At 66.0% G+C, this 24,734-nt stretch carries 18 protein-coding genes and 1 riboswitch; of the genes, 4 read left to right on the top strand and 14 right to left on the bottom strand.

Features of this window, described 5'->3' with window-relative positions:
* Nucleotides 1–9: 9 nt before the first annotated feature.
* The 4 genes from DV704_RS04085 to DV704_RS04100 form a co-directional block, all read right to left on the bottom strand.
* Nucleotides 10–924: a S9 family peptidase gene (locus DV704_RS04085; RefSeq protein ID WP_114798290.1), complete on the bottom strand. Its 915-nt coding sequence runs from the start codon at nucleotides 922–924 to the stop codon at nucleotides 10–12.
* 137 nt (nucleotides 925–1,061) lie between these two features.
* Nucleotides 1,062–3,044 (bottom strand): PKD domain-containing protein, encoded by a 1,983-nt coding sequence (locus DV704_RS04090; RefSeq protein WP_158539596.1) that lies wholly within the window; start codon nucleotides 3,042–3,044, stop codon nucleotides 1,062–1,064.
* A 524-nt stretch (nucleotides 3,045–3,568) separates the two neighbouring features.
* Nucleotides 3,569–4,003: a hypothetical protein gene (locus DV704_RS04095; RefSeq protein ID WP_114798292.1), complete on the bottom strand. Its 435-nt coding sequence runs from the start codon at nucleotides 4,001–4,003 to the stop codon at nucleotides 3,569–3,571.
* 44 nt (nucleotides 4,004–4,047) lie between these two features.
* Complete coding sequence (locus tag DV704_RS04100; protein ID WP_114798293.1) at nucleotides 4,048–6,291, bottom strand: endonuclease MutS2; 2,244 nt, start codon at nucleotides 6,289–6,291, stop codon at nucleotides 4,048–4,050.
* 64 nt (nucleotides 6,292–6,355) lie between these two features.
* On the opposite strand from DV704_RS04100, the gene DV704_RS04105 reads away from it, so the two are divergent.
* Nucleotides 6,356–7,360 carry a DUF5666 domain-containing protein gene (locus DV704_RS04105; protein WP_233498233.1) on the top strand — a complete coding sequence of 335 codons (1,005 nt, stop codon included), beginning with the start codon at nucleotides 6,356–6,358 and terminating at the stop codon, nucleotides 7,358–7,360.
* A gap of 55 nt (nucleotides 7,361–7,415) precedes the next feature.
* Nucleotides 7,416–8,615 carry a PLP-dependent aminotransferase family protein gene (locus DV704_RS04110; protein ID WP_114798294.1) on the top strand — a complete coding sequence of 400 codons (1,200 nt, stop codon included), beginning with the start codon at nucleotides 7,416–7,418 and terminating at the stop codon, nucleotides 8,613–8,615.
* Nucleotides 8,616–8,962: 347 nt separating this feature from the next.
* Here DV704_RS04110 and DV704_RS04115 read toward each other — a convergent pair whose 3' ends face one another.
* On the bottom strand, nucleotides 8,963–10,249 hold the full coding sequence (locus DV704_RS04115) for a hypothetical protein (RefSeq protein WP_158539597.1): 1,287 nt from the start codon (nucleotides 10,247–10,249) through the stop codon (nucleotides 8,963–8,965).
* A 135-nt stretch (nucleotides 10,250–10,384) separates the two neighbouring features.
* Between DV704_RS04115 and DV704_RS04125 the strand changes: the two genes are divergently transcribed.
* Nucleotides 10,385–11,068: a response regulator transcription factor gene (locus DV704_RS04125; RefSeq protein ID WP_114798296.1), complete on the top strand. Its 684-nt coding sequence runs from the start codon at nucleotides 10,385–10,387 to the stop codon at nucleotides 11,066–11,068.
* 10 nt (nucleotides 11,069–11,078) lie between these two features.
* On the opposite strand, the gene nrdF is transcribed toward DV704_RS04125, so the two are convergent.
* From nrdF to DV704_RS04150, 5 genes are all read right to left on the bottom strand, one after another.
* Nucleotides 11,079–12,359: a class 1b ribonucleoside-diphosphate reductase subunit beta gene (gene nrdF / locus DV704_RS04130; protein WP_114798428.1), complete on the bottom strand. Its 1,281-nt coding sequence runs from the start codon at nucleotides 12,357–12,359 to the stop codon at nucleotides 11,079–11,081.
* Nucleotides 12,360–12,367: 8 nt separating this feature from the next.
* Nucleotides 12,368–14,446, bottom strand: coding sequence for a class 1b ribonucleoside-diphosphate reductase subunit alpha (gene nrdE, locus DV704_RS04135; RefSeq protein ID WP_114798297.1), 2,079 nt, complete (start codon nucleotides 14,444–14,446; stop codon nucleotides 12,368–12,370).
* Between the two features lie 9 nt (nucleotides 14,447–14,455).
* Entirely contained in the window at nucleotides 14,456–14,815 is a 360-nt protein-coding gene (nrdI, locus tag DV704_RS04140) for a class Ib ribonucleoside-diphosphate reductase assembly flavoprotein NrdI (RefSeq protein WP_114798298.1), read from the bottom strand.
* A gap of 111 nt (nucleotides 14,816–14,926) precedes the next feature.
* Nucleotides 14,927–15,040: riboswitch (cobalamin riboswitch) on the bottom strand.
* 40 nt (nucleotides 15,041–15,080) lie between these two features.
* Nucleotides 15,081–20,300, bottom strand: coding sequence for an LAGLIDADG family homing endonuclease (locus DV704_RS04145; protein ID WP_114798299.1), 5,220 nt, complete (start codon nucleotides 20,298–20,300; stop codon nucleotides 15,081–15,083).
* Between the two features lie 207 nt (nucleotides 20,301–20,507).
* On the bottom strand, nucleotides 20,508–21,962 hold the full coding sequence (locus tag DV704_RS04150) for a glycoside hydrolase family 13 protein (RefSeq protein WP_114798300.1): 1,455 nt from the start codon (nucleotides 21,960–21,962) through the stop codon (nucleotides 20,508–20,510).
* Between the two features lie 103 nt (nucleotides 21,963–22,065).
* On the opposite strand from DV704_RS04150, the gene gmk reads away from it, so the two are divergent.
* Nucleotides 22,066–22,731, top strand: a complete 666-nt coding sequence (gene gmk / locus DV704_RS04155; protein WP_114798301.1) for a guanylate kinase — start codon at nucleotides 22,066–22,068, stop codon at nucleotides 22,729–22,731.
* Here the strand turns inward: gmk and DV704_RS04160 are convergent.
* From DV704_RS04160 to acpP, 4 genes are all read right to left on the bottom strand, one after another.
* On the bottom strand, nucleotides 22,723–23,508 hold the full coding sequence (locus DV704_RS04160; protein WP_114798302.1) for an SDR family oxidoreductase: 786 nt from the start codon (nucleotides 23,506–23,508) through the stop codon (nucleotides 22,723–22,725). The two genes, gmk and DV704_RS04160, sit on opposite strands and share 9 nt — an antisense overlap.
* Nucleotide 23,509: 1 nt before the next feature.
* Complete coding sequence (locus DV704_RS04165; RefSeq protein WP_114798303.1) at nucleotides 23,510–23,983, bottom strand: GNAT family N-acetyltransferase; 474 nt, start codon at nucleotides 23,981–23,983, stop codon at nucleotides 23,510–23,512.
* Between the two features lie 97 nt (nucleotides 23,984–24,080).
* Nucleotides 24,081–24,308, bottom strand: coding sequence for a cold-shock protein (locus tag DV704_RS04170; RefSeq protein ID WP_114798304.1), 228 nt, complete (start codon nucleotides 24,306–24,308; stop codon nucleotides 24,081–24,083).
* Nucleotides 24,309–24,492: 184 nt separating this feature from the next.
* Nucleotides 24,493–24,732, bottom strand: coding sequence for an acyl carrier protein (gene acpP / locus DV704_RS04175; RefSeq protein ID WP_114798305.1), 240 nt, complete (start codon nucleotides 24,730–24,732; stop codon nucleotides 24,493–24,495).
* Between the last annotated feature and the right edge of the window lie 2 nt (nucleotides 24,733–24,734).

A 24,734-nucleotide genomic window follows, 5' to 3' on the forward strand; every position in this document is an offset into this window, starting at 1 on the left:
TCCCGGCCTTCAGTTTAGCGCGGCCCTGAAGAAGGCCACGGCCCGCTGCATAAGCAGGGTGCGGTGGGCCCCCTGGAAGGTGTGGCCGGCCCCCGGGTAGGCGAAGCACCGGTGGTCCACCCCGCTTTTTTGCAGGGCAGCGCAGATCTCCTGGGCCCAAACATAGGGGGTCTGGGGGTCCTGGGTGCCGTGGTGGACCTGCACCATGGCCCGCAGGCGGTGGTAGTGGTAGAGGGGGGAGACCTGGGCCAGGTTGGGGGGCGGGTTCCGGGCCTCCGCGCAACCCCTGGCCCCACCCGTGAAAACATGGCAGATGCGCTGAGCGTTTTTCAGGTCGTCGCCGTGCATGGTGCCATATAGGAGCACGGCGCGTATGCTGGGGTCCACCACCGCCACCCGCTGGGCGATACCGCCCCCCATACTGTGGCCCATCAAGCCGATGTGGGGTAGGGCCTTTTCCAACGCCCCCTGCCCGGCCTGGGTCCGCACGATGGCGGCCAGGTCGAGAATCTCCCGCGCGTAGGCGATGCGCCAGGGGCTTGGGTCTGGCTGGCCTTGCGATAGGCCGTGTCCGCGCAGGTTGGGGTGGAGGACCACGAAGCCAGCGCGGGCCAGCTCGTCGGCGTAGCGGGTGGTGTAGGCCAGGGTGCGGTAGGTGGCCGGGTTGACATAGCCGTGGATGACGATGACCACCGGGAAGCGCCCGGGCCGGTTGGGAACGTTCATAAAGCCGTACATCCAGAGCCCTTCCGAGGGGTAGCGCACCAGGTAGCGGGTGAAACTGGGGGTGCGCTCCAGCACCCGCTCTACATAGAGGCTGCCCCCGCCGCGGGGCTCTCGAGCGAGCTGGGCTATGGTGGGGGGCTGGGCCGAAGCCCAGGGGAAGAGCCCGAGGATTGTTGCCAGCGCCAGACCGCGCGTCATGCCCCAAAACCTAGCAGCAATCCTCCTAGGCTTGCGCTACCCAGTCCACATTGCTGGGTTTCGCCATCCGCTCGTAAACGCAAGGGGACCCCCTCTGCCCCGGCCAAGGCAGAGGGAGTGAAGGACCTTGCGAGCCTCTAGCGCTCAGGGTTGCTCTGGAAGAGGCGCTGGGCTTCGGGTTCGGGGGGCACCTCGATTGGGCCTAGGGACTGGGAGGAAGTACCCGTGTTGCAGCGAATGCTGTATAGCCACGCCGTGTCTCGGTCTGGTCCAACCACGGTTACTCGGAAGGCATTCTGTCCCGGCAGCTTGCGGAAGATGTTGTTGAACTGCCCCTGGCCCGGCCCGGAGATGCCGCCGGGGTACATGGGGTTCCCATTGTAGGAGCTGCTACCCCGCCAGCCCGTATCCAGCACCTGGGTGCCTACGGGGTATTCCACAAAGATGCGGTCGGGTATGGAGTAGGTATCGAAGGAGATATTAAAGGTGGCCCCATCGGGGATAGCGCTGATGTCCCAGTTGTCCCGGGTGACCCCGTAGCCTCCACTGTTGGCAGCCTTCCAAACGTTGCAGATGTTCAGGCTGTAGTCATTGCTCTGCTCAGGGATCTCAATGTAGACGGGGACCACCTGACTGGACCTGTTGGTTCCAGCGGTGAGCTGGATGGTTGCCCCGTAGGCCCCCGGGCTACTGTAGGCGTGGGAGATACTCTCCTGATGGAGGCTGCGGGAAGCGCTGACGTTGCGGCTGCCCGTGGCACCGTCGCCAAAGTTCCAGGCCAGGGTGAAGTTGGCGGTCTGTTGGGTCAGGTGGAGGACCTTGATGTTGAACGTGTAGCTTTCGTTCCTCCTGCCGTTGGAGATCTGCGCGGGTGTGACCTGCATGTTGGGCCCCAGGGTGTACCGGATCCCCTGGGTGCCCACCTGCACCTCGTAGCAGGCGTAGACGTCCTTGTAGGCTACCGTGTCGTAGACCATGCCTAGAGCATCGGCGACGACGGGCACCACCAGGAATTTCCCGTAGAAGTCGATGCCCCTAAGCCTTCCCAGCCTGCGCTCTACCTCCGCAGCCGCCCTTTGCTCCCTGGAGAGTTGATGCTGCAGGTGTGCTCTCTCCTGCTTCAGCACGTAGAGGCCTATCTGGTTGGTGTACCTCTGGTCGACCCTTCCGTCGGCGGTGAAGTAGTCCTTTCCTCGCTTCCTCCCTACAATAGCGATGTCGTTCTTGTACTTCTTCTCGGCTAGCAGCTTCCACCTGGCGGTGGGGCTTTGTCTAAGGTTGGGATCGCTGATCTCCTGGTCCAGGGGGGTTATGCGGTCCTGCAGGATGGCAATCTTGAGTCTGTGAAGATTCCTTTCGTACTCGGCCTGTCGGATCCGGTTTTCGACGTTGTTGAAGTAGAGGTCTATTGCCCCTTGGTTGACTTCAACTAGGGCTGAGATCAGGTCTTCATCCAGGGCTGCGTCCACCAGTCCTGCGGTGAGACCCCCTATGCCGGGCAGGAACCCCGAAGCAGTGAGCCCAAACTCTACCCACCCTCTTCGGGTAGCGATTCGGTTCAGGGTGCTCAGCAGGTCCTGAAGAGGGAAGGCCCCGCCGGTCTGCGACCAGCCCCCCGGCGCAGAGGGCACCAAGCAGACCAGGTAGCGCCCATTCGAAGAGCCGGAAAGGCTCAGGGTTTTGGTAGAGGGGCCGGTGAGGTAGCGGAAAGAGAGATCTGCCTCGGGAATCACCACCCCTGTGGAGAGAATGCGCTCGCTCTCGTACTCCATCCAACCCGCAGCCCAGGTGATGGAGGTGTTGTTGGTCACCTCCAAGCCGCTCCCCGAGAAGCTGAGGGTGGGGATGTTCGTGACACCCTGGGGCTCTATTGTGTTAGGAAGATTGGCTATGCGCTCGGCGACCAGGTCGCCTGCGATCTCGGCGCTGAGGTAGACGATTTCATCGTCTTCGTACGGGCTTTGGTTGCGCTGCAGGGAATCCCTTATCCTGCCCACCAGCTCGCCGTAGCGGGGGTGTTGCCGCACTAGGGGTTCGACCGCTTCGAGGGACGAAATGCCCAGCCTCACCCAGTCCACCCAGTCCCAGTAGGCCACCATGTGAAAGGCGGTGCTCTCCACATCAACCGTTACCTGGGTCTGTCCCGGTTTGATCAAGGCCGCCCCCATGAGGAGTACGGGGTCCTCATCGTTGGTTGGGATGTGGTAGGCCCTGGCGACGGAGTAGAAGCCCCCGGGATTTCCTACACTGGAACCCTGGCTTAGGGTCTGAACAGAAGCTGAAGGAGCCTCAAGACCGTTGGTTACCACGAGCCCTAGAGTGGTGGGTAGCTGAGTCTCTACCCTTACAACATCCACGGGGATGCCAGCTTGCTGGAAAAGCCTGTTAAGGTATGAGGTGCTCGAAGGGGGGGATGGGTCCGAGACCTGCCTAGAACAACCCGCCAGAAGGAGACCTGCTGCGAAGAGCGTAAGAAGGAGTCGAAGCATAAGCGTTTAACCTCCGACCGTTTTATAGCAGGCCTACCATTACAAAAGTCTTAACCACTAATCAGATATCAGAGGAGAAGTGTGGCAGATCGCCTTTGAGGAGCCACCCCGGCCAGAATCCGAGGAAGGTAGGTCTGGAGGGCTTCCTATGGGCGCTAGAGTTTCCCCTTTCTAGGCTCCTTCTGAGAGCTCCTCTTTTGCAGGGCCCCCAGGCCCTCCAGGAGATGCCTTCGGAGAGATAGGAAGCCCAGGAGGCTCAGGGCGGTTCCCCCGGAGAGAAAGAGGGGTTCCAGGCGGAATACACCCAGCCAGAACCCGTAGACCCCAAGCCCCCAGGGAAGAACGGCCAGGACTCCCCAGGCAAAGCGGTAGGAGAGGGGCCAGTTGGGGAAGCGGAGGGAGCTATGCTCCAGGAGGTAGCCCCCGAAGAAGAAAGTCCCCAGAGCAGGAAAGGCGGGGAGGGCCGCCGGGGCTCCCTTGGCTCCCCAGAGAAGGAGGCAGCTCAAGAGAAGGGGCAGCAGAAGAAAGCGTGGGAGCGTAGGGTTGAGGAGAAGAAGAGGCGGAAAGAGGGCCAGTAATGCGGGCCGCATGTAGCAAGTATAGCTGTTTCGGCTTTGCCCAGAAGGGAAGGACTTTAGACCCGCAGGTGCACCACCGTCACCCCGTGGCCGCCCTCGTAGGGCATGGCGTCGTGGTACTCGGCCACCCGCCGGTCGCGCCGCAGGAAGTCGCGCAGAGCGTTGCGCAGGGCCCCGGTGCCCTTGCCGTGCAGAAGCCGCACCGGGGTGGTGGCGGTGGCCTGGGCCTCGCTCAGGTAGCCGTCCACCGCCAAAAGGGCCTCCTCCACTGTGAGACCGCGCAGGTTGAGCTCGGGGTTGAAGCGGGCCCGGTGGGTCTGGCCACCCCGGGGGGTCCCGGCGGACTCCATAGGCCTGAGCGAGGCAAGCGGCACCGTGAGCCGCAGGGCCCCCACCTGCACCAGGGCTTCCTTCCCCCTTAGCTCCACCACCCGCCCCGCGCCATACCCCGGCACCTCCACCGGGCTGCCCGCCGCCAGGGCCGGAGGGGTGGGGGCCGGGGGCGGGGCGGGCTGGTACTGCGAGCGCAGGGCCAGCAGCTCCTGCAAGGCCTGGCCGCTCCCCTGGACCCTGGCCCGCTCGCGGGCCTTCTGCACCCGCCGCTGGGCCTCCTCCACCAGAGCCCGGGCCTGGGCGCGGGCCTCCTCCAGAATTCGCTCCCGCTCCGCTTCCAGACGGGCCCACTCCTGGGCCAGCGCTTCTGCCCTCGCCTCGGCAGCCCGGCGCTCGGCCTCGGCGGCAGCCCTGGCCTGCCGGAGGGCCTCGCGCTCGGCCTCGAGCGCGGCCAAAAGCCGCTCCAACCTCCCCCCCTCAGGGCCCAGCAGGGCCTCGGCCCGGGCCAGCACCGCCTCCGGCAAGCCCAGCCGCCGGGCGATGGCGAAGGCATAGCTGCGCCCGGGGGCCCCCACCTCGAGCTGGTAGGTGGGCCGCAGATGGGCCAGGTCGAAGCGCATGGAAGCGTTGGCCAGGCCCGAAGTGTCCTGGGCGAAGGCCTTGAGGGGGGAGAGGTGGGTGGTGATGAGGCCCCGCACCCCCTGGGCGAGCAGGCGCTCCAAAAGGGCCTGGGCCAGGGCCGCCCCCTCCTCGGGGTCGGTGCCAGTGCCCAGCTCGTCGAGGAGGACCAGGCTATCCGGGGTGGCCTGCTCCAGCACGGCCTTCAGGTGCAGCAGGTGGGCGGCGAAGGTGGAGAGGTTGTCCTGGATGGACTGCTGGTCGCCGATGTCCACGAAGACGCGGTCGGGGAAGGCCAGCTCGGCCTTCTCTGCTGGCACGTACAGCCCGCACTGGGCCATCAGGACCGCGAGGCCCAGGGTTTTGAGCAGGGCCGTCTTGCCCCCCATGTTGGGCCCGGTGAGGAGGAGGATGCGCTGCTTCTCATCCAGCTCCAGGTCGTTGGGCACCGGGTTCTCGATCAGGGGGTGGCGCCCCCCCTTGAGCCGGTAGCGCCCCTCCCGGTTGAGCCGGGGGCGGCAGAGCTGCCAGTCGCGGGCCAGAAGCGCCCCAGCCCGGGCCACGTCCAAAGCGGTCAGGGCCTCCAGGGTGGCTTCGAGCTCAGCGTCCTGGGCCAAAAGGGCCGAGAGCTCGAAGAGCACCCGGTTCACCTCGGCCTCCTCCTCCAGCCTGAGCCGGGCCAGCCGGTTGTTGAGCGGCACCACCGAGGCCGGCTCGAGGTAGAGGGTGAGGCCCGAGTCGGACTGGTCGAGCACCAGCCCGGGAAGCTGGTGCTGGAAGCTGGCCTTGACGGGAATCACGTAGCGGTCGCGCCTTTGGGTCACGAAGCGCTCCTGCACCGCCTCGGGGTAGCGGTCCAGGAGCTGGTAGAGTCGGTCCAGAATCTGCTGGCGCAAAGGGTTTAGCTGGCGGCGAATCTCCCGCAGGCGGGGGGTGGCCTCGTCGCGCACCTCCCCCGCCTCGTCCAGACAGGCCCGCACCCGCTGCAAAAATAGCTCGTGCGCCCCAATGCCGCTGGCAATCCGGCCCAGGTGCCCGCCCACCGGCAGCAGCTCCTGCTTCAAGGCCAGGGCCGCCTCCAGGCTCGAGGCCACCCTGCGGAGCTCCACCCCTTCCAGCCGCCGCCCCTCCCGCACCGCGGCCAAGGCCGGCCGGACGTCGGCAAAACCCTCCAGCCGGTAGGGGTAGGCCAGGGCCTCGGCCAGGGTGGCCTGCCGGAGCAGGGCCCGCTCGAGGGTGGGCTCGGGGGCCAGGGCCAAAAGCGCCTCTTGGCCCATTGGGGTGGCCGCCCGCTCGGCCAGAGCCTCGCGCACCCGGTGGAAGTCCAGGCTCTCCAGCACCCCTCGCATAACCAAAGGCTAAGTATAGCCGCTTCAGGGCCTCCTCACGAAAAGGGGTGGCATAATTTCCGCCATGCGCTTCTGGATGGTGGGGCTCCTGCTCTGGGCCGCGACCCTGCAGGGGGTGAACATGGCCCAGCCCGAGGAGGCGCCCAACTTCCAGACCACCGCCGAGATCGAGCGGCGGGGCAAGAAAATCGTGGTGGTCAAGACCGGGCCCGACAACCCCCCGGCCCTCATCGAGCTGCGCGACCTCTTTGGCGGAACCCTGACCGCCCTCGACCCCGAGAAGAGAACCCTGTGGCTGGGCGAAAAGCTCTTCACCACCGACGCCCTCACCCGCTACTGGCACGGGGAGAAGCCCATCCGCTTTGAGGAGCTGCAGGTAGGGCAGCAGGTGCGGCTCGAGGCCGCCGAGCAAAGCGACGGCAGCCTCAAGGCCTTCGATGTGAGGGTGGGGGCCCAGGCCGAGGGCAAGGCCTTGGTCCGCTCCCTCTTCGCCGACCCGCCCCCCTTCCGGGTGCAGATCAGCTTCGGCGAGAACGCCAGGGCCTACGGGGCCATTGCCCGGGTGGAGCAGATCCGCGAGGTCAACGACTTTGTTATTCTGACCGGAGGCACGGCCCGCTACATTGAGGAGGAGGACCGCCTCGAGCTCAACCTCAAGCCCGAACCCCGGGCGGTGGAGGTCCAGCAGGGCAGGAGCAAGGCCTGGGGCAGCCGCCTGGACTACGACAACCAAAGCGGGGAGGCGCGGGTTGCGGGGCCCATCGAGCTGGAACGCCAGGGGGATAAACCCCTGAAGGGCGCTGCCGAGCGCATGGTCTACAACGTGGACGAGGAGGTCCTGCACCTCCTGGGCAGGGTGCGCCTGCAGCAGGAGGGCCGCACCACCACGGCCGAGCGGGCGGTGGTGCAGGAAAAAGACCGGGTGGCCTTCCTTTACGGTACCAAGGACAAGCCGGTGCGCAGCGAGAACAAAGACGGCTTCGTAGAGGGCAGCCGGCTGCTGTACAACCTCGACAGCGGGGATGTGGTGGTGCTCGAGGGGGTCAAGGGCGAGTTCCAGGAACCCTGACGACTTTGCGATGGGGATTTCGCAAAACGTCATGCCACAGGGGTAGACTTTAGGCGTGGAAACCCAACCCTACGAGCCCCGCTTCGCCGCGCGCACCCAGCGCATCCAGGCCTCCACCATCCGCGAAATCCTGAAGCTCACCCAAAGCCCCGGCTTCATCAGCTTTGCCGGAGGGCTACCAGCGGCCGACCTCTTCCCCCTCGAGCGCATTGCCGAGGCCACCCAGCACATCCTACGCGACCAGGGGGCCCAGGCCCTGCAATACAGCACCACCGAGGGCTACCCTCCACTTCGGGCCTGGGTGGCGCAGAGGCTGCCCCGCACCGCCCCCGAACAGGTGCAGATCGTCTCCGGCTCGCAGCAAGGCCTGGACCTCATCGGCAAGGTGCTGATCGACCCCGGGGCCAGGGTGCTGGTAGAGGCCCCCACCTACCTGGGGGCCCTGAGCGCCTTCAACCCCTACGAGCCCGAGTACGTCTCGCTGCCCATAGACGAGGAGGGGCTGGAGCCCGGGGCCCTCGAGGCGGCCCTCCAGGCCGGGGCAGCCAGGTTCCTCTACGTGATGCCCACCTTCCAGAATCCATCAGGGCGGCTGATGGGGCTGAAGCGCCGCCAGGCTTTGGTGGAGCTGGCGCGCAAGTACCGGGTCCTCATCGTGGAGGACGATGCCTACGCCGAGCTCTACTTCAGCGGCCGACCCCTGCCCACCCTCTACGCTCTTGACCAGGAGCTGGGCGGGGGCAACGTCATCTACCTCTCCACCGCCTCCAAGACCCTGGCCCCGGGCCTGCGGGTGGCCTGGGTGGTGGGGCCTGGGCCGGTCATCCAGAAGATCACCCACGCCAAGCAAGGGGCCGACCTGCACTCCCCCACCCTGAACCAGATGCTGGTCTACGAGCTGGTGAAGGAGGAGGCCTGGTACCAGGGCCAGATTCAGCGCATCCGCACCACCTACCAGGCCCGCTGCGCCTGGATGCTCGAGGCCCTGCAGCGCCACATGCCCAAGGAGGTGGGCTGGCACACGCCCCAGGGGGGAATGTTCTTTTGGCTTACCGCCCCTGAGGGGCTGGACAGCCTGGAGCTCCTCAGGCGCGCGGTGGAGGAGAAGACCGCCTTCGTGCCAGGCCAGCCCTTCTTTGCAGATGGCAGCGGGAAAAACACCCTGCGGTTATCGTACTCCAGCGCCTCGCACGAGGAGATCGAGGAGGGCATCAAGCGCCTGGGCCGGGCTATGAAGCGGATGCTGGTCGTGTGACGACTCACACGACCAGCATCCTTGGTGAGCACAACTCACGCCAGCCGCTACAACCACGACACACTCCAGGCCCTGCTGGCCAGCTTCCCGGCCCGGGGAGCTCCGACACCCTGGAGGGCAGCCTGCCCGTCCTGGTTTGGCCGGTCCCGAACGCCGAGCGCCACCGCACCGTTTTCAAGGAGCTGGCCGCGACGGTAAGCCGCCCGATTCCAAGGGGAACCAGCGGCTGGGCTACGTGGCGGGGCGCTGGGGGCAAGGACGGTGGGTTGGTTTTGGAGGACGCGGTAGCCCCTTTTACCCAGAGGAACCACCCCCCGGGGCCTTCCGGGGGGTGGGGAGAAGGGGGGCTACTGCACAGTTACCTGCCCGCTCTTCCCGGCGTAGGCAACGTGCAGCCCCTGGAGGACGTTTTCGTCGAGCGTCTGGGTGCTCCCAAACAGCTCGAGGCCCTGGATATGGGTATAGGCCCGGACCTGGTAGCTCGCCGTGCCGCTCGTGGCGTAGGTGTAGCTGAGTTCGCTCTGCAGGTCGGGCAGGGTGTAGGTGGTGGAGCTCCCGCTCGGGTAGACTGTGGCCAGGATCTGGAAGGGGGTGTTGCCGTCCTGGGCCAGGCCGCTCAGGTCCAGAGTAAAGACTTGGGCATTGGGGTAGGCCAGGGTGTAGGTGCGGGCGTTGTTGGAGATGCTCGGGCCCTGGCTTCCCCAGGGGGCAGGCAGGGGCACGTTCCAGTCGTTTCCGCCGGTCTCCTGCCAGACCCCGAGCTCCTCGGCCGAAGCCGAGCTGCTGGCCCCGGCTTGGTAGAGCCCTACGTACTTGCCCCCAGCACCGCTCAGAACGCCGTACTGGCTACCCAGGCCGGCCCAACCGGGTTCCCTCATCCCATTCTTGAAGAAGGCCACGGACCCTGCACCGGTGAACCCCTGGGGCAGGCTGGCGCTGATCTGCTTTAGGGCAAAGGCCTGGTAGCCCTGGTCGTCGATGTTCGCGCTGCCGTTTGCGGTCACGTTCACCTGCACCAGCTTGCCGCCAATAGGGGTGAGGTCCATGGGGTTGCTGCCCGGGCGGAAGACCCCCACCCAGACCTCCTGCTGCCCTTGGGGAAGCTCAGCCGTAATGCTGGCGCTGCCACTTGACACGGCACCCTGGCGATTGTTTACATAGACCAGGTCCCCGTCCTGGATCTGGGTGCTCCCGACCTGGGCCGGCAGGGTCAGGTTGAAGGTGAAAAGGACGTTCTGAGAGGGGGTCTGGGCAGAGGAGCAGGTCAGGTCCACCTGCCGGGTCTGGCTGGTGCTGGCCTTGAAGAAGAGGAGCCTACCAAAACCCTGGTTGCTGCAGCGCAGGGCCACCTCGTACTCCACGGTCCCCTGGGCCTGGAAGCTGGCCTGGCCGTTCTGGAAGCTCAGGGCCTGCCAGGCCCCGTTCCCCACCCGGTAGCGGGCCCCCTGCAGGGCGTTTTGGGGGTCGGTGAGCCGGACCTCTACCTGGGTGGGGGCGTTGCCGCCGCCACCACCACCGCCGGAGCCGCCTCCACCTCCAGCGCCGGTGCCACCACCGCCAGTTCCAGCGCCACCACAAGCCGCCAGGAGGGCCAGAAGAAGGCCTGCAGCTACCCGATAACCTATGAGTGCCATCTGCCTATGGGGGTTCATGCCTGTTCACCTCCCGCCGGTTACTGTAGGGCTACGGGCCTTAAACCACCCTGAACGGACCCTGAACGCCCGGCGAATCGCCACCCTTCTCATGAGAACTCTGGCTACCCTGCTGGTATGGAAGGCATTGAACAACCCCTGGTCCTGATTGTGGAGGACGAGAAGGACATCGCCCGCTTCATCGAGCTCGAGCTCCAGGCCGAGGGCTACCGCACCGAGGTGGCCTACGACGGCATCACCGGCCTATCGCGCTTTCGCGAGACCAACCCCAATCTGGTGGTGATGGACCTGATGCTGCCGGTGATGGACGGCCTCGAGGTGGCCCGCCGCATCCGCAAAACCTCCAATGTGCCCATCATCATCCTCACCGCCAAGGACCGGGTCGAGGACAAGGTGGAGGGCCTGGACGCCGGGGCCGATGACTATTTGGTCAAGCCCTTCAGCATCGAGGAGCTCCTGGCCCGCATCCGGGCCCACCTGCGCCGGGTGACCCCGGCCATCACCGGGGAGATTCGGGTCTCCGACCTGATCATCAACCTGGAGGGGCGCGAGGTCTACCGGGGTGGGCGGCGCATCGAGTTTTCCAACAAGGAGTTCGAGCTTTTAGAGCTCCTGGCCAAAAGCCCGGGCAAGGTCTTCAGCCGCTTCGAAATCGAGGAGAAGGTCTGGCCCGGCTACCAGGGGGGCTCGAACGTGGTGGATGTCTACATCGGCTACCTGAGGAAGAAGCTCGAGGGCGCCGGCGAGCGGCGCCTCATCCACACCGTGCGGGGGGTGGGGTACGTGCTGCGGGAAGACTAGCCTCGCTGGCTCAGGTCCCTTTCCGCCGCAGCCTGGCCCGCTCCTCGCGGTAGAGGATGTAGGCCCGGGCCACCTGGGGGTAGGTCTCCATCAGGCCCCGCTCCACCCGGTCCTGGATCTCCTCCACCGAGAGGCTTTGGGTCTGGGCCTCGCGCTTGATGGGCTCCAGCACGTGGCGGGCGATGCGCTCGAGGTCCAGGCTCACCCCCACCGCACCCGCGGCCTTCTGCACCGCCCGCACGATGCGCATCTCGTCGAAGGGCACCTGCCGCCCGTCGCGCTTGATGACCGGCTGCAGGTCCAGCTTGTCCTCGGGGAAGTAGAAGTCTAGGTCCGAGAGGGGCTCCACCCGGATGGCCTTGACGTAGCCGTTGCCCTTGGTGGAGAAGAAGTCGTGGTGCTTGGTCTCGGTGCGCAGGCCGGCCAGCACCACCGGGTTCACCTCCTCGGCCTCCACCCGGAAGAAAGGCTCCAGCCCCAGGTTCATCAGGGCCTTGTCGGCGTTGTAGCGGGAGAAGCGGAGGACCTCCTCCTCCAGGCCAATCGCGCTGTAGAGCTTCTGGGTGTAGCGGGCCTCGAGGGCGTCGAGCCGCTCTAAAAGCTCCTCCACCGCGCGCCCGGCCTCCTTCTGCTCTTTTTCGTTCATCCGGGCATAAAGCCCCTGGGCTAAGAGGCCTACGTACACCCCGTGGATGGCCTCGTCGCGGATAATCAGGCTGATGATCTCCCCCGAGCTGGTCATCCGCCCCTGCCCGGCCAGGTAGAGGGGGTAGAAGAAGCCCGAGTAGAAGAGGTAGGACTCTAAAAGCACGCTGGCGGCCATGGCCTGGTAGAGGCTTTTTTCGTCCCGGATGGCGGTGTAGGCCCGGTGTATGAGGGCGAGCTTGGCCTGGAGCTCGGGCTGCTGGCGCACCCAGGCGAAAAGCCCCTCGATGCGCTCGCTGGTGCAGAGGGTGGAGAAGATGGAGCTATAGCTCTTGGCGTGCATGTGCTCCATGGCCCCCATGAAGCTGAGCACCGCCTTGGCCTGGAGCCCCGGCACCCACTGCACCATCTGCGGCATCCCCAGGCTGCCCTGCAGGGTGTCCAAAAGCGTGAGCCCGGCCAGCACCTCCTCGTAGGCCCGCTTCTCCTCCCGGTTCAGGGTCATCCAGGCCAGCTTGTCGTCGGCCAGGGGAATCTCCTCGTCCACCCAGAACTGCCGCACGTTCTGGTCCCAGAACATCTTGGTGTAGCCGTCCTCGGGCCGGTTCCAGTTGACCGCCTCAAAGTTCAGGGTTGTCTCTAGCATGGCACTCCTCAGACCGCGCAGCTCAGGCACTCCTCCACCGAGAGGTTCTTGGTGCGGGTGTAGTAGAGGCTCTTGAGCCCCTTGCGGTGGGCGTAGACGTACAGCCTGGCCAGCTCGCGGGTGCTGGTCTCGCTGGTCACGTAGAGCACCGTGCTGATGCCCTGGTCCACGTGGGGCTGTATCTCGGCCACCAGGTCGATTACGCGGTACATGTTCATGTGGTAGGCCGACTTGTAGTACCAGTAGGTCTCCTCGGAGAGGAAGGGCACCGGGTAGTAGGTGGTGGCGTTGCCGTAGGTGCGGGTCTCCACCACCTCCACGATGGGCTGGATGGAGGGGGTGGCGTTTTGGATGTAGCTGATGCTCTGGGTGGGGGCGATGGCCAGGCGGTAGGCGTGGTAGAGGCCGTGCTCTTCTACCTGGGCCTTGAGCCTTTCCCAGTCGGCGGGGGAGGGCAGGGGCAGGTGGGCGAAGAGCTGCTTCACCCGCTCGGTGCGGGGGCGGAAGTCCTCGGCCAGGTAGCGTTCGAAGTACTCCCCGCTGGCGTAGTCGGAGAGCGCGAAGCCTTCGAAGGTGACCCCGCGCTCGCGGGCGATTTGCATGGAGCGCTCGAGGGAGTAGAAGTTCACCGCTGCGAAGAAGCTGCGGGCGAAGTCGCGGGCCTCCTCCGACTCGTAGCGGATCTGGTTTTTGGCCAGAAAGCCGTGCAGGTTCATGGCCCCCAGGCCCACCGAGTGGAAGGCCTGGTTGGCCTTGCGGGCCCCGGGGGCGTTTTTGATGTCCGAGAGGTCGCTCACCGCAGTGAGCATGTCCATGGCGGTGTGGACGCTTTCCTGCAGGTTGCCCGACTCCATCACGTTCACGATGTTCAAAGAGCCCAGGTTGCAGCTAATGTCGTAGCCGATCTGGTCGCCCTCGCCATAATCGCCGATTACCGAGGTGGTCTGGAGCTGGAAGATCTCGGTGCAGAGGTTGGACATCTTGATCTGCCCGAGGCGCTTCAGGGGGTGGGCCCGGTTGGCGTTGGTCTTGTAGACGATGTAGGGGTAGCCCGACTCGAACTGGGTCTGGGCGATGCGGGTGAGCATGGCCCGGGCCGAGAGGGGGCGCTTTTTGACTGCGGGATGGGCCACCAGCTCCTCGTAGCGCCGGTCGAGGTCCATGTCGTCCAGGTGCTCGCCGAAGGCCTGGTAGACCGAGTAGGGGGCGAAGACGTAGAAGTCCTCGCCCCGCTCGGCCAGCTCGAAGAACTTGGCCGGCACAATCAGGCCCAAGGAGAGGGTCTGGATGCGGCTTTTCTCGTCGGCGTTGATTTTTTTGGTGTCGAGGAACTCCTCCACGTCCCAGTGGAAGATGTTGAGGTAGACCGCCCCGGCCCCCTTGCGCTGGCCCATCTGGTCGGCGTAGTTGAAGGCGTCCTCCAGAAGCTTCATCACCGGCACCACGCCCTTGGCCGCGTGGGCCACCCCTTTGATGGGCTCGCCCCGGGCGCGGAGCTTGGAGAGGTTGAGCGCCACCCCGCCCCCAATTTTGGAGAGCTGCATGGCGGTGTTGAGGTTGTAGCCGATGGAGTTCAAAGAGTCGTCCAGCTCGAGCAAAAAGCAGCTCACCAGCTCGCCCCGCCGGGCCCGGCCCGCGTTCAGGAAGGTGGGGGTGGCCGGCTGGTAGCGCTGCTCCATCAGGGCCCGCACGTAGGCCCGGGCCTTGGCCACGTCCCCCTGGGCCAGGTGCAAGGCCACCGCCAGCACCCGGTCCTCGTAGCGCTCGAGGTAGTACTTTTTGTCGTTGGACTTGAGGGCGTAGTCCTTGTAGAACTTGGAGATGGCCATGAAGCTCGCAAAGCGGAAGCCGTAGCTATAGGCCAGATCGGAGAGCTCCAGCACCTCCTCCTCGCGGTAGCGCTGGAAGAAGTCCTCGTAGTAGCCCTCCTCAATCAGGGCCCGCATCCGCTCGATGGGCCCCGAAAACCGCCGCAGCTTCTGCTCCACCTCGGCCTCGAAGGCCCGGGCTGCTTCGCGGTCCTTTTCGAGCTGGTAAAAACCGTTTTTCTTTTGCAAAACTGCGCTGTTGAGCTCCAGATAACGCATCACTCCTCCTTATGGCGAAAGCCGTTGCAGGGCCTCCAAAAAGCGCTCCCGGTCTTTTTCCGTCCCGGATAGTTCGAACTTAAGCAAAACCGGCCAGCCGTACCGGCTGGCTAGGGTGTCGGCGGCTTTAGCGAAGTTGGCCCCCCAGTTGCGGTTGCCGCTGGCGGCCACCCCCTCTACCCAGGCCCAATTCTCCCTGGCAAAGCGCTCCACCTCCGCTGGCACCTGGCCGAAGCCGGTGGTGTAGGTGACCAGCACGCAGGGCTCCTCCACCCGCTCTTCGCCGCTTCTTATCCACAGGCGCCTTACGGGCAGGCGCTCCACGAAGCGCGCTACATTGCCGGTTTTGGACGCATAGACCACGAGCATAAGACAAAAAATCCTTCTGTCTGCCGAACAGGCAGCGAAAAGCTTACGCCAGGCGAGCTAGGTTGTATGGGGAATCCTCATCCTGGCCTTCCTTTCCGTCCCTGACGCGGGGACTAGGAGACCCAGCCGGGCGGGTAATCGGGCTTTCACCGTTGCGCGACAGCGGCGGAATTCCACCGCACTTCCCCCGTCGCCGGTGGGGAAACCACATCTTGTGGTTTCTGGCCGAAACCATACAACCAGTTGTGGCCAGGTGTCAAGGGGCTCAGCCGCACTTGCTGTAGCCGCAGGCGTGGCACTTCACGCACCCTTCTTCCTGCACCAGCCCGGCCTCGCCGCACTCGGGGCATCGGCCCTGGGGGGTGAGGGTGTGCTGGAGGGCCTGGGGCACCGGTTCTTCCCGCTGCTTGTCGGCCTCGAGCAAGCGCACCGAGCCGCTGGTCTCCAGGGCCACCGCAATAAGGTCGGCCTTGCTGGTCACGAACCGGCCCTGGTAGCTGCCGTAAAGCCCGCCGTTGATGCCGCGCAGGGTTTTGATCAGGGCCTCGGGCGGAACCCCATACTGCAAGGCGATGGAGATCACCCGGCCCAGGGCCTCAGAGTCGGCGTTGGCCTCGTCGCCGGCCTTGCCCGAGGTGAGGATGACCTCCACCGGGTGCTCGCCCTGCATGTTGACCGTGACCAGGAAGCTGCGGCGGGTGCCGTCGGCGGCGGTGAGCTTGACCATGTCGGTGTAGCCCACCAGGCGGCCGGTGCGCTCGAAGACCGGGCCCCGCTGGGAGGGGCTTGGGGGGACCTCGAGCAAAGCCGGCTGCACCGCCACCGTCTCTTTGGACTCCTCCTTGCTCACCGAGAGCACCTGGAAGGCCCGGCTGCCGTCGCGGTAGACGGTGATGCCCTTGCAGCCGGTGCGGTAGGCCTCGGTGTAGGCCGCCTCCACGTCGGCCACGGTGGCCTCATGGGGCAGGTTGATGGTCTTGGAAAGCGAGTTGCCGGCGTACCCTTCGGCGTCGAAGGCGGTCTGCACCACCCCCTGCATCCGCACGTGGTCCAGGGGTGGTACGTCGTGGGCCCCCTCGAAGACCCTGGCGATGGCCTCGGGGATGCCCTCCAGGCCCTTCACGCTGCCGTGGTGGGCCTGAATGGCCTCGATGATGGCCTCCCAGTTCCAACCCCCCTCCCGGGTGGCGAAGCGCCCCTGGGGCGGGTGCTGCTGCATCATCTCCATGAACAAAGGGTGCAGAAGGGGTTTGTACTCGCCCCCAATCCTGCGCCAGACGAAGGGGGAGAAGATTGGCTCGATGCCGCTGCTGACCCCCATGAGCATGCTGGTGGTGCCGGTGGGGGCCACGGTGAGGAGGGCCACGTTGCGCCGGGGGCGGATGCCCAGGGCCTCGAAGGCTTCGCGGTGCTGCTCGTATAGCGGGAAGACCCCCCGTTCCTCGCCGAGCTGCTCTGAAGCGGCGATGGCCTCTTCGCGCAGGACATGCATCACCCGGGCCACCATCTGGCGCGCGGCCTCGGAGGAGTAGGGCAGGCCCAGCTTGATGAGCATGTCGGCCAGGCCCATGACCCCCAGGCCCAGCCGGCGCAGGCTCTGGCTGGCGGCGCGGTTATCTTCCAGGGCGAAGACGTTGACATCCAGCACGTTGTCCAAAAAGCGCACCGCAATGCGGACATCTCGGCGGAAGGCCTCGAAGTCGAAGCGCCCACCCTCCACGTAGGCAGCCAGGTTCATGGCCCCGAGATCGCAGGGCTCGCCCACGGTGAGGGGAATCTCGCCGCAGTTATGGGCCACCACGCCGTTCGCAATCAGGCTGTGGGTGACGGGCTCGGTTAGGTCGTATACAGGGGCGGTTCCGGCCGGCTCGACCCGCTCCACCGTAACCTCAAAGCGCGACCGGCCAGACAGCGCCCCAAGCTTGCCCCGCTTCGCCAGAGCCAGGCCAAACACCTCGGCGAGGCGGTCGCGGCTCTCGCCCTCGAGGGTCAGCTCGTACCCGCTCCGGCCGGCTTTGGTGGTTCGGCGGATGCACCCCAGGATGCCGAAGTTGAGCAGCAGGAGCTGGACCTCCCGAAGAAGCCCCAGGCTTGGGGAGACCAGCCGCAGGCCCCCCCGGTCCGCTTTACCCCTAGCCTCGAACAGACCGCGCAAGAAACCCACCACCGCCTCGCGCGGGGCGGTAAAGATGCTCTTTGGCACCCCTTCCTCCCCGAGCCCCAAAGCGGCGAAGAACTCGGCGGGCAACCCCGGGCCCAGGGTAGGCTGCAGGCCTTCCGCACCGAACCAGTCGCGCAGGCTGTCCACCACGCTCTGGGGCAGGCCCGCCCCGTCCTGCAAGCGCCTGCCCACCAGCCAGCCCAGCACCAGGCCCAGGCTCTCGCTCCACCGGGTGGGCGGGTTGGCCTGCTGCGCCTGGGGGCTTCCGCTGTGCCTGCTCCCGACCGTCGCCACCCGCTCGCGCACCACCCGCAGCGCGGCGGGGGGTAGGGCCTCCTCCTTGGCCCACAGCCCTTCGCCGCTTTGCACCAGCAGCCTATCGCCGGGCCGCAACCGGCCGGCTTCCACGTACCCCTGGGGGGTGAGAAGGGGGTGGTCGGGGGTCAGGGTGAGGGTGAGGCCCTCGCGGGTTTCAACGCGAACCACCTCCCGCTCCCCGGTGTAGAAGGCCTTGGCTGCCCTGCGCACCGTCACCCCGCGCTCCTTGCGCGCTGGCCCCAGGCCCGCGAAGGGCGCGCGGTTGTCGGTGACCAGGTAGAAGCTGCCCTTTTTGGCCAGCTCTGCGATGGGAACCAGGCCGAACTCGGTGGGAATCCGGGTGCTGCCCACGAAGCAGGGGTTGGTGGAGCGGATCTGGTAGCGGGGGCCCAGGTTCTTGAGGGCCGAAAGGGCGTTGACCCGGTCGATGAAGATGAGCCCGGGTTCCCCTGTGGCCCAGGCGTGCCAGGCAATTTCGTGCCAAAGCCACCTGGCCGGCACCCTGCCGCCGTAGAGCGGGATGGGCCGGGCCCCGTCCAGCTCGCGCTCGGGGAGCTCGGGCAGCACCCCAGTGTAGGGGCCTTCCATGGGGTGGGGGTAGTACTTGCCCGGCACCTCGGTGGGTTCTACCGCCCAAAGCCCGTCGGCCTCGAGGGCCTGCCAGAAGGCCTCGGTGACCAGGACCGAGATGTTGAAGGTGCTGATGTCGCCCTCGGCGGCCTCGCGGTCCAGGTCCTTAGCGGTGAGGAAGTCCAGGAGGTCCGGGTGGTCGATGGAGAGGGTGGCCATCCCCGCCCCGCGGCGGGTGTTGTGGCTTACCAGGCCGTTGGCCAGGTAGGTGTGGTTGCCCTCTACGGAAAGGTCCAGGGTCAGGATTTCCCCGCCCGGCTCCACGGAAGCCACCCGCAGGTAGTACTCGTTGAAGGGTAAGGGTTCGGCCTCCAGGCCCTGAGCTTTTTCCAGGACCATGGCGTATCCCGTGGCAGTGAGCTGGTGCTCGCTCCGGAGATGCCGGGGAAGGGCTTTGGGGGAGGCGTAGCCCTTCCTGCCCTTTTCCGCCGTTGCCAGGAGGGGTTTCAGCAATTCCTGGGCATGGGGCAGGGGCCAGCTGGACTCCCGGGGGGTGTCGGGCTTTATCTTGTGGAGGGCCTCCAGGCGAGAGCCCTTGGGTATCCCGATCCTCTCCAAGTAGCGCTCCAGGCCCTTGGCGGTTATCACCCGGACCCGGTAGTGCTCAGCCTTGGAGAAGCGCCCCGGCAGGGGGTTGTAGCGGAGAAGCTTGGAGGGGATGCCGAGTCCTCCCAGGAGGACCATCACGTCCTGGGCCAGGCGTTTGGAGGCGGTGGTCAGCATGGGGTAGCCCGCGGTAATGGTGCCATCGGCCTCGAAAAGGCCCCGGAGGAAGGCGGCGAGGACAGGGCGGGGGCTTTGGCGGATGGCCCTGGGGACCTCCAGCTCCTGGGCCTTTCCCTTGAGAAGGCCGTTCTTCCTGAGCCAGGTGACCAGGGGACGGCTCCGGACCACCAGGGTGACGCTCCGGTCACCGGGCTTCCGTTCCTCCCGGAGCTCCAGCCCAAAGAGCTCCCGGAAGAGGCGCTTAGCCTCTTCCTTCATGGGCTCTTCCTCGTGGACGGAGAAGCCAACCCGGTCCCCGCTCACGAAGCCTTCTCCGAAGAAGAACCCCAGGAGGAAGGCCAGGTCCTCGGTGAGCGTCTTCGGGGTGCGGATGGGGGTGGCGTTGGGGTGGAAGGGCTCATCCAAGGGGGCAAGCTGGACCGGGGTCCCCGTGTGCTCGTCCAGCACCCAGATCACCCAGTCTCCGGGTCTGAGGTCTTGGAGTTCCACCCAGGCCCGCGTTCCGTTCTCCCGAAGAACCTTGAGCTTGTGGTTGGGGGTTCCTTGGACCTCGAGGCCGTTTTCCAGCACCACCCGGAGGGTGGACGCCACGCCGTTGTTGTACCCTTCGGGGCTCGGCCGCCAGCCCTCATCGGTGGCCACGCTTAAGGTGTGGGGTTGCCAGCCCCGCCGGAAGGGGTCCACCAGCTCTCGGAGGCGCAAGGTACCCCGGTCGGTGTGGACCAGGGTATCGGGATGGAGGCACCCTCCCTGCCTGACCACCCGGAGCACCGGGGCGTAGACGTAGCGCAGCGTAGCCACCGGGCCGCTTTTCTCCGCCCCCAGGTTGGCCCATTCTAGGAAGTTATCGTAGATCTCCACCAGAAAGCTCACCGGCCCCGAGCTGGTGCCGCCCGAGCCCCGGATGGGGGCCCCCTCCGGGCGCAAAGCGCTGAAGTCCACATGGGGTTCCTGGCCCCTGATGGCCTCTGCCAGGGCGGCTTTGGCCGTCTCGATGATGCCCCGCATATCGTCGGGAACGACCAGGGCACTTTGGGGCTTTTCCCGCACGGTCAAGACCCCGTGGCGCCGGGCCAGCGCGGCCAGCTCGGGCCGCAAAAGCCCGTAGACCACCCGGGTCCAGTTGCGTACGGTGATGGGTTGTTTCTCCCCGTCGGGGTTGATGGGGGGTCGCATCAACCCCTGGATGAAGTCCTCCACATCCGGGTGGCTGGCGGAGAGGTAGGCGAAGCCCCGCACGGTGCTTCGGGGGCCTGCGTGCTTGCGCGAGGCATAGGGGTCCAGGTTCACCCCGTTGCCTCCCCCCACCTTGGTCACCAGGGCCAGCTTGGTGGCCACCTCCATGATGCCCTCGAGGCTGCTGGGCTCGTGCTCGGTGGCCCCCTGCACGAAGCAGTTGAGCACGTTGCCGTGCTGGGTACCGGCCCCGGCCAGCACCCGCCCGCCAGGGCAGAAGCGCTTGGAGGCCATCAGCCGGTAAAACTGCTCGGCCCAGTGGGCCCGTTCAGCCTCGGACTTCTCGGGCAGGGCCACCCAGCGGGCCACCCGGCGGAACATTCCGTAGATATCCTCATCGCCCGGCTGCATGTACTGCCGCCTGGCGATGTAGCGGGCGTGCTCATCAAAGGCTGCGGGCTTCGATTCCCCCATGGCTCCTCCTGTCGAGAACCCCCAGCGCGAAATTGCCCAATATATAGGGGGTTGCTGGCGAAATCCTACTGTATGTGGTGGCCTTTGGCAAGGCAGAGGTGCTTTTCGTTGTAGACAGAATAGCGCCCCGGGTAAGCGGAATCAACGACGTACAGAGCAAGACTGCTCGGCGAAGCTCTATCGGCAGATGTTCTCTGCGTAGGGCCCTCAGCCCAGGGCCTGCCAAACCGCCAGCGAGAAGGGTGGGAGCAGACCGTCCTCGAGGTCCCCCCCCACGCAGCGCCCTGCCTGGCCGGAGATCAAATCTGCTACCTGCTCCCCCCGGGGCCAGAGGCCGTGCAGGGGGATGTGGACGCGCCAGGTCTCGGGCGAGGCGTTGATGGTCACCACCACGCTTTCCCTCTCATATACCCGGGCGAAGGCCAGGCGCCCATCCTGGGCGTAGAGGTACTGGTACCTGCCGTGGCGCAGCGCAGGCAGGTGGCGCCGCAAGGCGGCCATCTGGCGGATGGTGGCCTGGATGGAGGTCTGCCAACGCGAATCGTCCCAGATCATGCCCCGGCGGTTGTCGGGGTCGTGTCCGCCGGCCATGCCAATCTCCTCGCCATAGTAGACCGTGGGGGCCCCCGGCAGGGTGAAGAGCGTGGCGAGGGCCAGCCGCACCCGCTCCACCTCTCCCCGCAGGAGGCTGTAGAGGCGGGGGGTGTCGTGCGAGGTCATGAGGTTCATCTGGGCGGTCACAACCTCCCAGCTATACCGGTTGAAGAGCTCCTCCAGCCGGTGGTGGCAGGCCAAAGCCCCCAGGCTTTCCAGCCGCCCCAGCCCGCTCTTGGCAGCCAGGTCCCTGTCCAGCGCCTCCCCCCCCACAAAGCCCAGGACGGCCCGGCCCAGGGGGTAGTTCATCACCGCGTCGAACTGGTCCCCCTGCAGCCAGCGCCGGGCGTCGTCCCAGATTTCCCCCACGATGTAGGCCTCGGGGTTCTTGGCCTTGACCCGCCTCCTGAACTCACGCCAGAACTCATCGTCGTCGATCTCGTTGGGTACGTCCAGCCGCCAGCCGTCGATGCCGTAGTCCAGCCAGTGCTCGGCCACGCTGAGCAGGTACTCGCGGCACTGGGGGTTGTTGGTGTTGAACTTGGGCAGCTCGGGGTTGTTCCACCAAGCGGCGTAGTTGGGGTGTTTGCTGTAGGCGTTGAGGGGGAACTTGTAGATGTAGAACCAGTCCTTGTAGGGCGAGGCGGCTTCGTTTTCCATCACGTGTTGGAAGGCGAAGTGGCCCCGGCCGCAGTGGTTGAAAACCCCGTCCAGTATGACCCGCATTCCGCGTCGGTGGGCTTCCTGGACGAGCTGGCGCAAAGCCTCGTTGCCCCCCAGGATGGGGTCCACTTGGAAGTAGTCGGTGGTGTGGTAGCGGTGGTTGGCGGTGGAGCTGAAGATGGGGCAGAGGTAAAGGGCGTTGAAGCCCAGGTCCTTGAGGTAGTCGAGCTTCTCGATGACCCCCCAGAGGTTTCCCCCCTTGAAGCCTCGCAGGGTGGGGGGGGCCTCCCAGGGCTCGAGGTCTGCCGGCACAGGGGCCGGTTGGGCCGCAGGGCCCTGGCCGATGCGGAACCGGTCGGGGAAGATCTGGTAGAAAACGGCGTCCTTTACCCAGGCTGGTGTCATCGGGGCTCCTGACTACCGGGTTAGTTTATACCCTTCCAGCGCCAGCGCAAGTGCAGGTGAGGCTTTTGCGCTCCTGCCAAGGCTTTGATACGATGCGCGAGTTATGCCGCTTGGGAACCTCTTCGTGATGACCGGGGCCTCGGGGGTAGGCAAGGGCACCATCCGGGGGAGGCTGCTGGAGTACCACCGCATGTACTACTCCGTCTCCATGACCACCCGCTCCCCCAGGCCGGGCGAGCGCCACGGGGTGGACTACTACTTCGTGAGCCGGGAGGAGTTTGAGCGCCGAATTGCCCAGAACGGCTTTCTGGAGTACGCCCGCTATGTGGACGACTACTACGGCACCCCCAGAGAGCCGGTGGAGGAGGCCTTGCGAAGGGGTCAGGACGTGCTTTTGGAGATCGAGGTCCAAGGGGCCCTGCAGGTCAAGAAGGCCATGCCGGAGGCGGTGCTGGTTTTTATCGTTCCCCCCTCCCTCTCGGAGCTTCGCCGGCGGCTTTTGGTGCGGGGCACCGACAGCCTGGAGAAGATCCGCAAGCGCCTTCTGCGGGCTGAGGAGGAGATCCGGCTGGCCAGCGAGTTCAAGTACGTGGTGGTCAACGACCAGCTCGACAAAGCAGTCTCCGACTTTGCCGCCATCATCCAGGCCGAGCGGCTTCTGCAGCCGCGCATGGGGGAGGCCATCACCCAGGCCCTATCCAGGGACCCGGCGCTGGAGGCCGAGCTCGACGAGCTGGAGCGGCGGCTCGGCTCGGGGGGCTCAAAGTAGGCTGCGTAGGGCTCCACCCTCGACCATAAGGGCCTGCCCGGTCAGGTAGCTGGCCCGCTCTGAGAGCAAGAACACCGCTACATCGGCGATTTCCTGGGGCGAGGCCAGGCGGCTCATCGGGATGAGGGCCGTTTGCTCGGCGTGGGCCGCTTCGAGGCTCACCCCCCTCTGTGCAGCGCGGTGGGCCAGAATTGCCTCCAATCGCTCGGTTTGGGTGTAGCCCGGGCCTAGGGTGTTGACCGTGATGCCCCAGGCAGCCACCTCCCGCGCCAGCGTCTTGGCGTAGCCGGTGAGCCCGGCCCGTAGGGTGTTGGAGAGGGCCAGGTTCTCGATGGGCTCCCTTACTGCCAGCGAGGTGATGTACAGGATGCGCCCGAACCGGCGGGCCTGCATGCCGGGCAGCAGGGCCCGGGTCAGGTCCACCATGGGGTACAGAAGCTGTTCAGCGGCGTTGTGCAGCTCCTCGGAACGGAGGGCTTGGGCCGGGCCCGGGGGAGGGCCCCCGGTGTTGCCCAGAAAAAGCTCCACCTGGCCCAGCCTTTCGAGCTCGGCGAGCAGGCGGGCCCGCTCGGGCGGACGGGAGAGGTCGGCCGGCACCGCGCGGGCCCAGCCCCCCTCGCGCTCAATTGCCCCTATCAGGGCCGAGAGCCTGTCTGGGTTCCGGGCCACCGCCACCACCCGTGCCCCCTCCCGGGCCAGGGTGAGGGCGACAGCCCGCCCGATGCCCTGTGAGGCCCCGGTTACTAGGGCCAGCCGGCCGGCGATGCCCAGGTCCATGTCATCGTAGGTGCTTCAGGTACCAGCAGAGGGTGGGGCCGCTGTCGCGCAGGTGGGTGAAGCCCATGCGCTCCCAGAAGCGCTTGGCCTGCTCGTTTTGGCCGTAGACCACGGCGTAGAGCCTCTCCATGCGGTTTTTCAGTAGGGCCTCGAGCTGCTCCACCGCGGCCTTGCCCAGGCCGCGCCCTTGCAGACTTTCCTCAATCAAGAGCAGGCTGATGGTGGCCGAGTGCCGGTCGGGGTGGGCCACCTTGTAGTCCAGGAACCCCACCACCCGCTCGCCCTGCCTGAGCAGCACCGCCTGGCGGCGGGTGTCGTGGCGCAGGGTCTCGAGCTCCCGCTGGATGTCGTTCAGGCTGGGGGTCTCCCCGCCTATGAGGGCGATGTAGGTGGGGCAGCTCAGGTACAGGTTGTGCACAACAGGGGCCAGGTCGCTGGTGACGGGCAGGAACTCGAGCTGCGTGGAAACCCTCATAGGCGCTTGTCTAGGATTTTAACCCAGTCCGGCCCGGCCTGGGGTGTATTTTGCGCCTGAAAGTGCGACCCCCGGGGCGGGCCCGGGGGTTGTGGCTCTAGGAGCGCCTGGCCGGCTCTACCACGCTCACATTCGCAGCTTGGGGACCCTTACCGTTCTTGCCGGGTTCAATCTCAAAGGTGACCACGTCGCCCTCGTTCAGGGTGCGAAAACCCCGCGCCTGGATGGCGCTGTAGTGCACGAAGACGTCCGGCTCGCCCCCTTCCCGCTGGATGAAGCCGTAGCCCTTTTCCGCGTTAAACCACTTGACTCGACCTCTATGCATACTGCTCCTTGCTACAGGCAGCTTCCACGGAAGCCGCCCGGCCCAGGACTAAGGCGCTGAACTACCCAAAGGTCGCCTGGCCCAGGCCGGGTCGCGAGCCGCTGCAACCAGACCGGGGACAAAACAACACGGGCCACCTTACACTCCCAGACGCCCGTAGGATAGCATTCCCTGCCCGCCCTGTCTACTGGCCGGCCTGCTTGGACTGGATGAAGTCGATGGCGTCCTGTACGGTGCGGATTTTCTCTGCCTCCTCGTCGGAAATCTCCAGGCCGAACTTGTCCTCCAGGCCCATGATGAGCTCCACCGTGTCCAGGCTGTCGGCGCCCAGGTCCTCGATGAAGCGGGCTTCGGGCACCACCTTTTCCGGATCAACGCCCAGTTTGTCCACAATTACCTCGCGGATATCGTCCAGGATAGCCATGT

The organism is Meiothermus sp. QL-1 (assembly GCF_003351145.1).
Taxonomy (GTDB): Bacteria; Deinococcota; Deinococci; order Deinococcales; family Thermaceae; genus Meiothermus.